At 52.9% G+C, this 13,045-nt stretch carries 14 protein-coding genes and 2 pseudogenes; 10 read left to right on the forward strand and 6 right to left on the reverse strand.

The features are described 5' to 3' along the window. Positions 1–151: 151 nt before the first annotated feature. Together EDM60_RS00255 and EDM60_RS00260 are read left to right on the forward strand one after the other, a co-directional pair. Positions 152–340: pseudogene (locus EDM60_RS00255) on the forward strand (hypothetical protein); the annotation flags it as partial. 235 nt (positions 341–575) lie between these two features. Beyond that, positions 576–1,784 (forward strand): MFS transporter, encoded by a 1,209-nt coding sequence (locus EDM60_RS00260; protein ID WP_122962177.1) that lies wholly within the window; start codon positions 576–578, stop codon positions 1,782–1,784. A 48-nt stretch (positions 1,785–1,832) separates the two neighbouring features. Here EDM60_RS00260 and EDM60_RS28995 read toward each other — a convergent pair whose 3' ends face one another. Beyond that, a complete protein-coding gene (locus tag EDM60_RS28995) occupies positions 1,833–2,090 on the reverse strand; it encodes a hypothetical protein (RefSeq protein WP_233454165.1) in 258 nt (85 codons plus the stop codon). A 48-nt stretch (positions 2,091–2,138) separates the two neighbouring features. Next, the gene (locus tag EDM60_RS00270; protein WP_122962178.1) at positions 2,139–2,498 is read right to left on the reverse strand and encodes a winged helix-turn-helix transcriptional regulator; all 360 of its coding nucleotides are present in this window, start codon (positions 2,496–2,498) and stop codon (positions 2,139–2,141) included. A gap of 175 nt (positions 2,499–2,673) precedes the next feature. On the opposite strand from EDM60_RS00270, the gene EDM60_RS00275 reads away from it, so the two are divergent. From EDM60_RS00275 to EDM60_RS00290, 4 genes and pseudogenes are all read left to right on the forward strand, one after another. Continuing rightward, positions 2,674–3,516 carry an aldo/keto reductase gene (locus EDM60_RS00275; protein ID WP_122962179.1) on the forward strand — a complete coding sequence of 281 codons (843 nt, stop codon included), beginning with the start codon at positions 2,674–2,676 and terminating at the stop codon, positions 3,514–3,516. 187 nt (positions 3,517–3,703) lie between these two features. After that, entirely contained in the window at positions 3,704–5,083 is a 1,380-nt protein-coding gene (locus EDM60_RS00280; protein WP_122962180.1) for a PepSY-associated TM helix domain-containing protein, read from the forward strand. A gap of 33 nt (positions 5,084–5,116) precedes the next feature. Beyond that, complete coding sequence (locus tag EDM60_RS00285) at positions 5,117–5,842, forward strand: response regulator transcription factor (protein WP_122962181.1); 726 nt, start codon at positions 5,117–5,119, stop codon at positions 5,840–5,842. A gap of 37 nt (positions 5,843–5,879) precedes the next feature. Beyond that, positions 5,880–6,647: pseudogene (locus tag EDM60_RS00290) on the forward strand (amidohydrolase family protein); the annotation flags it as partial. A 141-nt stretch (positions 6,648–6,788) separates the two neighbouring features. Here EDM60_RS00290 and EDM60_RS00295 read toward each other — a convergent pair. From EDM60_RS00295 to EDM60_RS00305, 3 genes are read right to left on the reverse strand one after another with little or no spacing between them, the layout of a single operon-like run. Continuing rightward, complete coding sequence (locus tag EDM60_RS00295; RefSeq protein WP_122962182.1) at positions 6,789–7,094, reverse strand: Ada metal-binding domain-containing protein; 306 nt, start codon at positions 7,092–7,094, stop codon at positions 6,789–6,791. Between the two features lie 10 nt (positions 7,095–7,104). Further along, a complete protein-coding gene (locus tag EDM60_RS00300) occupies positions 7,105–8,223 on the reverse strand; it encodes a deoxyribonuclease IV (RefSeq protein ID WP_122962183.1) in 1,119 nt (372 codons plus the stop codon). A 20-nt stretch (positions 8,224–8,243) separates the two neighbouring features. Then, a complete protein-coding gene (locus EDM60_RS00305) occupies positions 8,244–9,209 on the reverse strand; it encodes a DNA-3-methyladenine glycosylase family protein (RefSeq protein ID WP_122962184.1) in 966 nt (321 codons plus the stop codon). 137 nt (positions 9,210–9,346) lie between these two features. On the opposite strand from EDM60_RS00305, the gene EDM60_RS00310 reads away from it, so the two are divergent. From EDM60_RS00310 to EDM60_RS00325, 4 genes are all read left to right on the forward strand, one after another. Then, positions 9,347–9,904, forward strand: coding sequence for a bifunctional transcriptional activator/DNA repair enzyme AdaA (locus tag EDM60_RS00310; protein ID WP_122962185.1), 558 nt, complete (start codon positions 9,347–9,349; stop codon positions 9,902–9,904). Between the two features lie 107 nt (positions 9,905–10,011). Then, a complete protein-coding gene (locus EDM60_RS00315) occupies positions 10,012–11,112 on the forward strand; it encodes a threonine aldolase family protein (protein WP_122962186.1) in 1,101 nt (366 codons plus the stop codon). Positions 11,113–11,124: 12 nt separating this feature from the next. After that, complete coding sequence (locus EDM60_RS00320; protein ID WP_122962187.1) at positions 11,125–11,334, forward strand: hypothetical protein; 210 nt, start codon at positions 11,125–11,127, stop codon at positions 11,332–11,334. Positions 11,335–11,399: 65 nt separating this feature from the next. Then, the gene (locus EDM60_RS00325) at positions 11,400–11,786 is read left to right on the forward strand and encodes a VOC family protein (protein WP_122962188.1); all 387 of its coding nucleotides are present in this window, start codon (positions 11,400–11,402) and stop codon (positions 11,784–11,786) included. Between the two features lie 55 nt (positions 11,787–11,841). Here the strand turns inward: EDM60_RS00325 and EDM60_RS00330 are convergent, their stop codons facing one another. Continuing rightward, positions 11,842–12,933, reverse strand: coding sequence for a helix-turn-helix transcriptional regulator (locus tag EDM60_RS00330; RefSeq protein ID WP_122962189.1), 1,092 nt, complete (start codon positions 12,931–12,933; stop codon positions 11,842–11,844). Positions 12,934–13,045 lie beyond the last annotated feature (112 nt).

Here is a 13,045-nt window from a genome sequence, read left to right on the forward strand (position 1 = left end):
TGTCAATGCTATTTGCTAAATTAATTCTATTAATTTGACTACGCTTATGCTCACTCATTTTTTCCTGTTTTTAGTGCTAAAATTTCATTAGCTTTTTGCTACTTACAATCCACATGATCACCTTTTGACTGATCATCTTTTATTTTGCTGTATGACGATGATCGTGGTGACGCACGAGATGGGCTTTGCCCGCGAAGTGGCAGATCGGGTCGTCGTCATGCACGATGGCAGGATCATTGAAGAAGGCCCGCCAGCTCGGCTCTTTTCTGCGCCAAGTCATGAACGAACCAAACGATTTTTAAGCCAGCTGTCGTCAGAGCGTCTCACCGGCCAGTTATAAAGGGCCGGGAGACGTTTTTTTGTGCAACGGGAACGCGGGCCAGGCAAGCTTGAGCAGATTTATCCGGCGCGCCTAAGGCACTTTTTTGTGCCTATGCTACTAAAAAGTACGTACTTCCGCTAAAAGCTCGCATGCTCGATAATGGCAATCAGCAACACAACATATTCGCCAATCATGATGTGCAAGGGCCCTGCCGAATGACTGGCAAGTAAAATAACAGGAGGATGTTTTCATCATGAGCACAGCTATCAACCGAGAGCAGCATGAAAAAGGTGCGAAAAACTCCACGCTCGCTATACTTGCTCTCGCAATCAGTGCATTTGGCATTGGAACGACGGAGTTTGTCATTGTCGGTCTGTTGTCTACTGTCGCGCAGGATTTGCATGTAACGATCACGCTCGCCGGACTTTTGATTTCCGGCTACGCGCTGGGCGTGGCTGTGGGAGCGCCGATCATTACCGCGCTGACCAGCCGAATCCCGCGCAAGACGCTGCTGCTTTTGCTAATGGTGGTCTTCATCGTCGGAAACAGTGTCGCTGCGCTGTCATCAAGCTTTGCTTTGCTGCTCATTGCCCGTTTCATCACGGCCTTTTCCCATGGTGTCTTCTTTTCCATTGGCTCGACCATTGCGGCAGACCTGGTGCCTGAAAATAAACGGGCAAGTGCGATCGCGACGATGTTTACCGGATTGACGGTCGCCACGGTTACAGGTGTGCCTTTGGGAACGTTTATTGGTCAAATGTTTGGCTGGAGAGCGACGTTTTGGGGCGTAGCCATCCTTGGCCTGATTGCTTTGGTGGCGACCGCGATACTCGTTCCCAGCCAGTTGAAAACAGGCAAGCCTGCCTCATTGAAAGATCAAGTGAAAATTATCACAAATAGCCGATTGTTGCTGGCCTTCGCCATTACGGCACTCGGTTACGGCGGAACGTTTGTCACCTTTACGTTTTTGACGCCGCTTTTGGAAGAGATCACAGGCTATCATGCCAATGTCGTCAGCCTGATTTTGCTTGTGTACGGCATCGCTATTGCCATCGGTAACACAGTCGGAGGGAGGGCAGCCGACAAAAATCCGCTGCGAGCGTTGTTCTTCATGTTTGTGGTTCAGGCAGTCATTTTGCTCATTCTTACGTTTACCGCGCCGTTCAAGGTGGCAGGCACGATTACGATTATGTTGATGGGCTTGCTGGCGTTCATGAATGTGCCAGGGCTGCAAGTATACGTGGTGCAGCTCGCGGAAAAATACGTTCCCGGCGCGGTGGATGTGGCGTCTGCGATCAATATTGCCGCGTTTAATCTCGGAATCGCCATCGGAGCTTTTGTAGGGGGAATCGTTGTAGATTCGCTGGGCTTGATTCATACGCCGTGGATCGGCGGAGTGATGGTGTTGGGGGCGGCGATTCTTACTGCCATCAGCGGAAAACGGGAAAAGGCGCGCCGTTGATTGGCTGCGTTCTTGAAAAAACGAAGCAGGCTGTGATCTACTCGCGGATCACAGCCTGCTTTTTGTGTGGAGGAGGACGCGTATTTGCCTGCCAGTTCGTCCAACACTTCGATGAGCGGCAACGTCTTTTTCAGACCAGACTCGCGAAAGTTCGCCGACCATTTCCCGCATTTCACTGGCAACCGAGGAAAAGGAGTAGATCATGCCATTGCCGTTGCTGAACTGCCAGCAGCCAAGCCCCAGCGGCGACAGCAGCAGGTCAGAGCTGCCCAGCTGGCGTAAAACAGAAGATGCGGTTGCTGCCAAGGTGAACCTCTCCTTTTCTCAATCACATGAATGGGGGTGCCGCGGTTGTTATTTATTGAGAATGCTGTCTTCCAATACAGCATATTTGTCCCCGTACTCCTTGATAATATGCTGTTCACCCCAGGCGCATAACGCGTCCAAAATGCTTTTCAGGCTCCAGCCGTACTCGCTCAGCTCGTACTCGACCTTTGGCGGAACTTGATTGTAAGTGATCCGGTTGATAATCCCGTCGTCTTCCAGCTCGCGCAGCTGTTGGGTGAGCATTTTTTGCGTGATGCCGGGCATGAGCCGCTTCAACTCGCTCGTGCGTTTTTTTCCGTGCGTCAGATGGCAAAGAATGACGCACTTCCATTTGCCGCCGATAACTTCGAGTGTGGCTTCGACTGAAATGTTGTACTTCTTTTTCAAGAACGGTTCCCTCCTGCATGCATAGGCACTTTTTAGTACCTATCGCACAAAAAAGTACGTACTTTCTCTTTTGGCTATTGTCTCTCATAATAGCACTTGTCAAACCGTACCCCGCATATTTGACTACTGTAGACTGTCTTTCATAAATAGACAATAGGGATGGAGGAAATTAATCATGGCAAAGCATTTGCAAGAGACTACCACACTGTACAACGGCGTGAAAATGCCTTGGCTGGGCCTTGGCGTATTTAAAGTCGCGGAAGGATCGGAGCTGGAAAACGCCGTAAAAGCTGCGATCCGGCACGGCTACCGGAGCATCGACACGGCGGCGATTTACGAGAACGAAGAAGGTGTCGGACGCGGCATTGTCGCTGGCCTGAAAGAAGCGGGCTTGGCGAGAGAAGACCTTTTTGTGACGTCAAAAGTGTGGAACGCCGACCTTGGCTACGAATCCGCCTTGGCTGCCTACGAAACGAGCCTGAACAAGCTGGGGCTGGATTACCTCGATCTGTACTTGATTCACTGGCCGGTGGAAGGCAAATTCAAAGAGGCGTGGAGAGCGCTGGAAACTTTGTACAAAGCAGGGCGCGTCAAGGCGATCGGAGTGAGCAACTTCCACATTCATCATCTCGAAGAGCTGCTCAAGGACGCCGAAATCAAGCCGATGGTCAACCAGGTGGAGTTCCATCCGCGACTGTCCCAAACAGAGCTGCGCGCCTACTGCCGGGAGCAGGGCATCCAGTTTGAAGCGTGGTCGCCGCTGATGCAGGGCCAATTGCTGGACAATCCTGTCCTGAAAGGGATCGCTGAGAAGTACCAAAAATCGATTGCCCAAATCATCTTGCGCTGGGACTTGCAGCATGGCGTTGTGACGATTCCGAAATCGACAAAAGAACAGCGCATTGTCGAGAATGCCTCGGTGTTTGATTTTGAGCTGACAAAAGAAGATATGGAGCTGATCGACGGCTTGAATGAAAATCATCGCGTCGGTCCAGATCCGGACAACTTTGATTTTTAATCGATACAGAAAAAGGGTATAGAGCCGCCTCTATATCCTTTTCTTTTTGGGAAGCGGGAACTGAAACTTGTCAATCTTCCGACACATATTCATGCCCAAAATAGCCAGGTTGAGTCATGTAGCGAAACGGGCAATCGTCATATACTCAATTTCGTAAAATCATCAGTACGAGGGGGAACGCGGGTATATGGCGATGCCGCAAACGTATCAGCAAGAAGCAACAGAGGAGCCACAAAAGGAAAAACGCTTGTATGTGGCGATCTGGCGGTGGCATTTTTACGCAGGTATTATTTTTGCTCCTTTTCTGATTTTATTAGCTATCACTGGCGGAATTTATTTGTACAAGCCGCAGATTGAAGCGTGGATGTACAAGGACCTTTACTATGTCGCGGCGGGACATACGGCTGTATCGCCGACCATGCAGGTTGAGGCAGTAAGACAGGCTTATCCGGAAGCCGTCATCACACGCTACCGTCCGTCTGATGAGCCGACACGAACAGCCGAGGTCGGCATTGTCGAACACAAGGTCAGCAAAACTGTCTTCGTCAGTCCGTTTGACGGCAAAATCGTCGGCGATCTGAATGATCAGAACAAGCTCATGCAAGTCATGAAAAAACTTCACGGCGAGCTGATGGCAGGGAAAACAGGCGACCGGATTATCGAGCTGTCAGCCTGTTGGGGAATGATTTTGCTCGTAACCGGAGTCTATCTGTGGTGGCCGCGCAACACAAAATCGCTGTACGGAACGCTGATCCCGAGATTCACGCAAGGAAAACGCATTTTCTGGCGGGATTTGCATGCTGTGCCCGCTTTCTGGCTCTCTTTGTTTACCGCTGTACTGATCATGACAGGCTTGCCGTGGTCTGGCGTCTGGGGCGATTACGTCAACAAGGCAGCCACTTCCGCACAATCCGGCTACCCCGACCAACTGTGGGGTAGCGTACCGGAGTCGGTGATCCCGACAAAGGCTGTTGCCGAAGTATCGTGGGCTGCCGAAAACATGCCCGTGCCGGAATCCGCTCAAAAAGGCGGAGTACAAACATTGCCGTTGGAACAAGTAGTCAACATTGCTACTGAGCGCAAAGTCCCTGCCGGATATACGATCAATCTGCCCGAAGGAGAAAAAGGCGTCTACACCGTGTCGGTTTTCCCGAAATCTCCGGTAGATAACGCGACGCTGCACATCGATCAATACAGCGGCAAGGTGCTCGCTGACTTGCGTTTTGCCGATTACGGGACAATGGCAAAAGCAATCGAAATCGGCATCGCTTTGCACGAGGGACGCTTTTTCGGCTGGCCGAACCAGCTTTTGGCGGCATTGACTTGCCTCGGCTTGGTAGGCATTTCGCTTACCGGGCTGATCATGTGGTGGAAACGCAAGCCGGCTGGCAAGCTGGGAGCGCCAGCTTTGCCGAAAAACTACAAGCTGATGAAAGGCGTCGCAGCCATCATCATCGCGTTTGGACTGTTTTTTCCGCTGGTGGGCATTTCCCTGGTTGCCGTGCTGCTTGTCGATTTGCTTGTCATCAGGCGGATTCCTGCGGCCAAGCGATTTTTGGGAGCGTAGGGAGCAGTTGCAAAAGCGAGGAGGGAGAGCGTCATGGGAGATCATCCTGCTACAATCTTGATCGTGGACGACGAGGAGCGAATCAGGCGTATTTTGCGCATGTATCTGGAAAATGCGGGATATGTCGTGGATGAGGCAGAGGACGGATTCGCAGCGTTGAAACTGGTCAAACAGATCGATTATGACCTCATCATACTCGATCTCATGATGCCCGGTATGGACGGGATCGAGCTGTGCTTGCGTCTGCGCGAAACAGATCCGGTGCCGATTGTCATCGTATCGGCCAGAGGGGAGCAGGCTGACCGCTTGCGAGGTTTTGAGGCGGGAGCCGATGATTATGTCGTCAAGCCGTTCAGCCCGCACGAGCTTGTATACAGAATCAAGGCCATCCTGCATCGGACTGCCAGTCTACAAGAAACAGGCAAAAAAAGCAGCGGCTCTCCTGTGGCGATCTCCTATCCTGACCTTTTGATCGAACCGCTGGCTCATCGGGTCACGGTCAGCGGAAAAACAGTGGGACTGGCTCCCAAAGAGTTTGAGCTGCTGTATTTTCTCGCGCTGCATCCCAATGAGACGTTTTCGCGGGAAGATTTGCTGCAAAATGTCTGGAATGACGAAACCGAGCGGGATTCCCGCACGGTTGACGCCCACGTGCGGAAAATCAGAAAAAAGCTGTCCCAGCGCTCCCCGGAAGCGGCGGGGATGATTACGACCGTCTGGGGCTGGGGCTATCAGTTGTGCGCTGAGAATCGCAAGTAACGCCCGGATCGTGTCTGCTGCTGACGAGCTGAGCGAGGATGGCATCGAGCGGGAAGACGCCAGAGGGCTGTTGGCTATGCCGACCTTGCTGGAAAAGCACGTCCACCTGGACAAGACACTGTTGGGCGAGGAATGGCGGGCAGTGATCCCGGCCGCAAACGTGATCGAGCGCTGCGAGATCGAAAAGCGGATTTTGCCGGGGCTTGCGACGTCCACCAAGGAACGAGCGGAAAACTTCCTTGCTGTCCTGCTGTCATACGGCTCCACCTATGTGCGTACTCATGTAGACATTTATCCGAAAGTAGGAATCTCCAACCTGGAGCAGGTTCAGGCGGCGCTTGCGACGTATGCGGATCGGCTGACGCACGAAATCGTCGCGTTCCCGCAGCACGGGCTGTTGCGCACCAAGGCGAAAGGACTCGTCAGGGAAGCGCTGCGGCAAGGGGCGACACACGTCGGCGGCGTGGACCCGGCGACAGTCGATCAGGACATTGAAGAGTCGCTCTATCAGATGGTCGATTTGGCTGTCGAAGCGGGGGCGGGTATCGATTTGCATTTGCACGACCACGGTCATCTCGGCACGTTCACCATGAAGCGGCTGGCAGCCATGACCACGGAGGCTGGTTTGCAGGGGCGAGTTGCGATCAGTCATGCTTTTGCCTTGGGCGACATTCCGGCGCAGGAAGCGGAAGAGATGGCAGCCGTGTTGCGGGAAGCGGGTATCTCCATCGTCACGAGCGTCCCGTATTTCCGAGTCATTCCGCCTGTTCCCCTTTTGCACAAAAATGGCGTGTCTGGCAGCGTGAACGAGTAAAGCAGCGAAGAAAGCAAAAAGCCAAAAAGCTGGCTTCCGTCATCGGCACGGGCCAGCTTTTTGGCGTGTAGGATTTACTGTAGCTGTAGGAAATGCATGAATACACAGCGGTCGCATGTCGCTTCCAGCAGTTTATAGGGAGCGGTCCGCTTTCCACAGAGCGTATTTGTCAGGCAGGCAAACTGCACAGGGCCGATAGCCCGCAGCGACAGCGGTCTTTTCGTCAGCGAAAAATACGCGATGGGCTACATATCCTCCCCGTGCGATGGCACGCAGAGCGGAGGGGCAGTCCAGCCGTCCGTATATTTTTTTCCGCCGATAGCCACCGATTGTACCCGGAGTTTGGCTTCGATACAACCGACCGTCGCTTCCGAGAAGCAAGTACGTTTTTTCTTTGGCTGCACCGCTGTTCAGGTCGAATCTGCCAGAGAGATTCATGCAGCCTGGCTTACGAGAATTTCGGGATGGCAAACCAGGCGGTCAGGCGTTGATTCAGCTCTTCCTCGGAAAGCTCCGGGAACAAGCGTGCTTCGTGCGCCATGTCGTACAGTCGTTCCATCGGCTCGCGACCGTCCGCTTTTTTGGCTTTCGCGTCGTTTTTCAACAGATCCCAGATGCCGACGACATATTCGCGTCTGGTCACATCTTGCTTGCAGAAGAAGTAGTCCAGCCGCTCCACGTGATCCATAAATTCGTCGCCGAAGCGCTGTTCGATCTCGCCGCGCAGCAGGGCGATCTCGGCTTTGTACATCGGGCGCTCCTTGCCTTTTTCTTTTCCGATCCACGGTGTTTCCAGAACGAGCGGCAGGTGGCGGATTTTGTCGTGATTGACGATGTAGTTCATCGCGTCAAAGCCGATCAGCCCGGCACCGATTGGCGCATGGCGGTCTTTTCCGGCGCCGCGGAAGTTTTTGCTGTCGTTCAGGTGAACGACACTCAGGCGGTCCAGGCCGATGGTGCGGTCAAACTGCTCCAGCACACCGTCAAAATCGTTGACGATATCGTAGCCCGCATCGTGAATGTGGCACGTATCCATGCAGACGGCGAGCTTGCTGTTGTCTTCGACTTTTTCGATGATCGCGGCGAGTTCTTCGAAGCTGCGTCCGATCTCGGTTCCTTTTCCGGCCATGGTTTCCAGCGCGATCTTGACGTCAGTGTCTTTCACGCCGGCGAGAACTTCATTCAAGCCCTCGGCGATTCTGGCAATGCCGTACTCCGCGTCCTTGTCGGTATAGGCGCCGGGATGGAGCACGATGTTTTTGACGCCGATGTAGTCAGTCCGGCGAATTTCTTCTTGCAAAAAGCGGACAGCCAGTTCAAACGTGTCTTCTTTATAGGAGCCGAGATTGATAATGTAAGGGGCGTGCACGACAATTTCCTCGACGCCCTCTTTGGCCATGACAGCTTTGCCTTCTTCAATGTATTGGTCTTCGATCGGTTTGCGTCTTGTATTTTGCGGCGCTCCCGTATAAATCATGAACGTGCTAGAGCCGTAGGTGGCGGCTTCTTCTGCGGCATTGAGCAGACCTTTGCCGGAGAAGGAAACGTGCGAGCCTATTTTCAGCATGCGAGTGAAACCTCCTTTGGTTAGTAGAGAAAACGCCATAAGTAAAAGGTGGCGTAAGACTCCCAGCCTGTCCAACTGCTGGACAGCGCCAGAATTTCGGCTTTGGTCGGTTTTGTCTCCGTACCCTGAACATATTTGATGGCATTGTGCAGGCCGACATCGTCGATCGGAAAAGCAGACGGCATCCTCAGACAGCGCATGAGGACATAGTTGGCTGTCCACGGACCAATCCCGCGAATGCTGATCAGCTTTTTCTCCGCCTTTTTACAATCTCCTCCGTCCCATAATAGCTCTTTCGATAGTTTCCCTTCAACGATGAGTTGTGCAACACCGATCAAATACTCGCACTTTTTCGTGGTCATCCGCAGCGCTTCCAGGTCTTGCACGGTAAGTTCGGCGATCACTTGCGGCGCAGGATGCACCCAAAAAGTTCGCCCTGCGTGCTCGACCCGTTGCCCGAAGCTTTCCACGAGACGTCTTTTCAACGTATAGGCATACGTCAGGTTGATTTGCTGTCCGATAATCCCCCAGCTCATCGCTTCAAACAGGTCGGGGATGCCCATATTTTTCAGCCCGTAGTAAGAAGCGACAGCGTTTTTTAACAAGGCATCGTTTTGGGCCAGGTCGTAAAACTTTGTCAGATTGGTTCCCAGATCAAACCAGTCGTAAACGTACTGCGCTACTTGGGCGCGTACATTTGGCGGCGGAGCGTCTCCGAGAAAACGAACAGACAGCTGCCCGTCATCGTCGGCGCGAATTTCTACGACAGGGATGTCGCCGTCAACAGGAATCGCTTTGTACAGCCGATCTCCTTCAATCTGGTATAGGCACTCGTTGTTGCTGCGCGACAAGTAATGGAGGTTTTGGGAAAATGAAAAAGGTTGTTCGGTATGCAGGATCAGTTCCTTCTTATTATCGACCCAAGCGTTGGCAGGTAGACATTGGCGTGGCAATTCCGTATATATTCGTTTGTTTGTATTCATCATCAAACAGCCTCCTTTTGGCACTCTCTTAGTTGTATCGCAAGAAAAGCTGGACTGTCATTTCGTTATCTTGCTATTTTATTTACAACAGAGCACGAAGCGGTTCGCTTGGGGGTATACTGACGGTGGAGGTGGGCAACATGGAGCTTGGGATTACAGAGGAGCGATGGCAAGCCATCATCAATAACGATGCGACCTATGATCAGCAGTTTTTTTACGCGGTGAAGACGACGGGCATTTTTTGTCGCCCATCGTGCAAGTCGAAGCCGCCGAGATGGGGAAATGTGCGGATATTTGAACAGGCGAGCGAGGCGATTCGCGAGGAGTTTCGCCCGTGCAAAAGGTGCAAGCCGACGGGTCAGCGCCTGCCGGATCGCGAATGGGTCGCACAAATGACGCAATATATCGACTCTCACTACACCGAAAAGCTGAGCTTGGCCCATCTGGCAGACATGTGCCACGGCAGCCCCTACCATTTGCATCGCACGTTCAAGCGAATCAAGGAAATGACGCCTGTGGAATACATTCAGCAGAAACGGCTGGACAAGGCAAAAGAGCTTTTGGCTCAATCAAACAAGTCAATCGCCGCGATTTCCACGGAGGTCGGCATGCCAAACACGCCGTACTTCATTACGCTGTTCAAAAAGACGACAGGGAGCACCCCCAGCGAATACCGTCAATTGCACTTGAAGCAATAATTTTGAGAAGGCTGCGAAAAAGATATGGTATCTTGGAAGAAGGGGCATGGCAAAGCCGCATGCAAACAATCGCAGCCTACTCAGCTGGAAAAAGGGGACCTGTCGACATGGAAGATCAGAAAACGTTGCTGCAAGCATTCAATCAGACGACCTATCAGTTAGCTGGGCACAGCAAGAGAGATATCCGCCAATTGCAGCTTGTTTTTCAGGAGCTGGATGGCGACCTCCAGGCGGATGTGTACGGAACGGGAGCGGTCATCGAGAATTTTCAGCATAAAATGGCAAAATATTTGGGAAAAGAATCCGCCGTCTTTTTCCCGAGCGGTACGATGGCACAGCAAATCGCCATGCGCATCTGGTCCGAGGAAAAAGGCATCAACCGGGTGGCGTACCATCCGCTTTGCCATCTGGAGATTCATGAAGAGGAAGGGCTGCGCAAGCTCCACGGCATCGACGCGGTGCTGCTTGCGGACAAACACCGGGTAATTGCGCTGGACGATGTCCTCGGCATGACGGAGGAGATTTCCTGCCTGCTATTGGAACTCCCGCAGCGTGAAATCGGCGGACAACTGCCGTCCTACGAGGAGCTGCAAGCAATCTCGCGCCACTGCAAGGAAAAAGGCATCCGCTTGCATCTGGATGGAGCAAGGCTTCTGGAAATTTTGCCATACTATCAGAAAACGGCCGAGGAAGTATGCGCGTTGTTCGATAGTGTCTATATCTCGATGTACAAAGGAGTCGGCGGCATCGCCGGAGCGATTTTGGCCGGAGACGAGACTTTCACGAAAGAGGCCGTGATCTGGAAAAGGCGCCATGGCGGCGATCTGATCAGCTTGTATCCGTACATTTTGACTGCCGAAGCCAACTTTGAAGCGAGAAAGGGCAAGTTCGGCGAGTATTACGAGCAGGCCAAAGACCTCGCCGGCAGATACAACCAATGCCACGGCGTCACCACCATCCCTGCCGTACCTGTATCAAACATGTTCCATGTGCATGTCCGTTTGCCCAAAGAGCGTTTCGAGCAAATTCTTCTTTCCATTTGCGAGGAGACAGGCGTAGGAATCTCCCATTATGCGCGGAAGGTAGACGAGCATTCCAGCTACTACGAAGTGAGCATAGGCGATCGCTATGCGAACGTTCCCGCAGAAAAGCTGGCAAGCGTCTTTCAGGTGCTCGATCAGAAGCTGAGAGAGGCGTGCCAGGAATAGAAGGGAGCTTCCATGACTGTAGCGAATGGATTTTGGATCAGACCGTATGAGCAAGACGACTTTCCTGCTATCGCCGCTTATTGCTTGCCGGAAGAGCAGGCTATTTATACTTCGCTGCCAGTTGACGTCGTTGCGGTCTCGCAAGCGAATGCCGAGCAGCGAGCTTTTGTCGTGTATGGCGAGGAATGGATTTTTCATCTTGCCTTGCCCAAAGACAGGTAGGTAGGAAAGCAGCCCATCGGGGGTACACTAGCGAAATAGGCTGAAAAGTAATCAGGAGGTTCCTTATGCGAATCAGTTTGGCGAGTGTTTTTGTAGACGATCAGGAAAAGGCGCAAAAGTTTTATACGGAGATACTCGGCTTCGTGACCAAAATGGACATTCCGATGGGAGGAGCCAAGTGGCTGACAGTGGTGTCTCCGGAAGAGCCGGACGGTGTACAGTTGCTTCTGGAGCCGAACGGAAATCCGGCTGCATCGACCTACCAAAAAGCGATTTTTGAGCAAAACATCCCTGCGACGGCGTTTGAAGTGAGTGACGTCAACAAAGAGTACGAGCGCTTGACTCAGCTCGGCGTAGTTTTCAAGACGCCTCCGACCGAGGCTGGAAACGTGATCCTCGCCGTTTTGAACGATACGTGCGGGAACCTGATCCAGATTTATCAGATGGCGTGATTGGAACAACAAGCAGCCCGATTGCACCGGAATAGTGGTGCGACCAGGCTGCTGTTCATTTCCCTTCGCTTGCCTCCACGCCGAATCTCGAAAACAGCTGCCAGATCAACTCGCGTCTGCTGGATACGCCTGTTTTCACGAAAATCGACTTCAAATGATCCTGCACCGTGTAGGCAGAGATGTGCAGCCTGTGCGCAAGCTCTTTGGTAGAGAAGCCGCGCACGATCAGAGCGAGCAGCTGTTTTTCACGCTCGGACAATCCGTAAGCCTCGCACACAATCGGAAGAATATCGGCTGGCTTGGCCGGGCTGAACAAAACCGCCAGATGGACAGCGCCGTCCTGGCCGTGCAGCGGACTTGCTTGAATCGCGACATAAGGGCCATCCGGCATGCGGATGCACACTTTTGCCATGGACGCTTTCGGATCAGACTCGTTCAATTGCGCCAACGCCCGGGAGCAGACAGCTCGCACTGGTCGCGGCAAGGTGCGGCGATCGATCGACTCCCACTTGCGCAAAAGCGAGAGCCATCTGTCTGCGGTCGTGTTGGCCGATTGGATCGCCAATTGATCAGACATGAGCAAAATCCCCGTCTCTTCCTCCATCCAGGAAGTCTCCTCGGCAGGCAGGGACAGGCTCGTTTTTCGCAGCTGGTAGGCGATCAACGGTGCCAGCTCCGCCATCCACTCGCGCTCTTCCTCGCTAAAAAAAGGCCGCCCCTGAAAGCGAAACAACGTCAAAAATCCCCAGCAAGCTCCATCGTACTTGAGCGCCGCACGCAGTTCATCGGCAAATCCGGCAGGGAACAGGACATGGCGGTAACGCGCGCTGCGCACAAGCTCGCCTCCGGTTGCCTGATGAAGCGTGGCGACCGCTTCTGCTGACTGGCTCAACTGATCGTACCGATTGAAGTCTTCACGCAGGTACTCATATTCAAAAATCCCGTGATGAATCGCCTCAATCCCGTCCTCGGTTATGGCCCCTGTAGACAGAAGCGTCTGCGGGTCTACCGCCGTGCAGCACGCCCCGTCAAAAGGCACGAACTCCCGCAGCTCCTGCAAAAGCGCCGTCCGGTAGTCCTGAGAAGAGGAATGCCGCTTTGCCAGAGTCAGCAGTTTTCGTTTGCTTGCTTCCCATTTTGCATTCATCTGTGCTCTCCTGTGCGTATAGATTCAGCGGATTCGCAGAAAAATCCCATATTTGTGGGATGGTGCTCCTATCGTGCATCTCTATAATTGAGAATAATTCTTAATGAAGAGA

The organism is Brevibacillus parabrevis (assembly GCF_003710905.1).
Classification (GTDB): Bacteria; Bacillota; Bacilli; order Brevibacillales; family Brevibacillaceae; genus Brevibacillus; species Brevibacillus parabrevis.

Bases quoted from the DNA above. Each gene is read 5' to 3' on its own strand.
- EDM60_RS00320 (WP_122962187.1), top strand. From the start codon at position 11,125: ATGACTGTAGCGAATGGATTTTGGATCAGACCGTATGAGCAAGACGAC.
- EDM60_RS00295 (WP_122962182.1), bottom strand. From the start codon at position 7,094: ATGAATCTCTCTGGCAGATTCGACCTGAACAGCGGTGCAGCCAAAGAA.
- EDM60_RS00325 (WP_122962188.1), top strand. From the start codon at position 11,400: ATGCGAATCAGTTTGGCGAGTGTTTTTGTAGACGATCAGGAAAAGGCG.
- EDM60_RS00285 (WP_122962181.1), top strand. From the start codon at position 5,117: ATGGGAGATCATCCTGCTACAATCTTGATCGTGGACGACGAGGAGCGA.
- EDM60_RS00280 (WP_122962180.1), top strand. From the start codon at position 3,704: ATGGCGATGCCGCAAACGTATCAGCAAGAAGCAACAGAGGAGCCACAA.
- EDM60_RS00310 (WP_122962185.1), top strand. From the start codon at position 9,347: ATGGAGCTTGGGATTACAGAGGAGCGATGGCAAGCCATCATCAATAAC.
- EDM60_RS00300 (WP_122962183.1), bottom strand. From the start codon at position 8,223: ATGCTGAAAATAGGCTCGCACGTTTCCTTCTCCGGCAAAGGTCTGCTC.
- EDM60_RS00305 (WP_122962184.1), bottom strand. From the start codon at position 9,209: ATGATGAATACAAACAAACGAATATATACGGAATTGCCACGCCAATGT.
- EDM60_RS00260 (WP_122962177.1), top strand. From the start codon at position 576: ATGAGCACAGCTATCAACCGAGAGCAGCATGAAAAAGGTGCGAAAAAC.
- EDM60_RS00315 (WP_122962186.1), top strand. From the start codon at position 10,012: ATGGAAGATCAGAAAACGTTGCTGCAAGCATTCAATCAGACGACCTAT.
- EDM60_RS00330 (WP_122962189.1), bottom strand. From the start codon at position 12,933: ATGAATGCAAAATGGGAAGCAAGCAAACGAAAACTGCTGACTCTGGCA.
- EDM60_RS00275 (WP_122962179.1), top strand. From the start codon at position 2,674: ATGGCAAAGCATTTGCAAGAGACTACCACACTGTACAACGGCGTGAAA.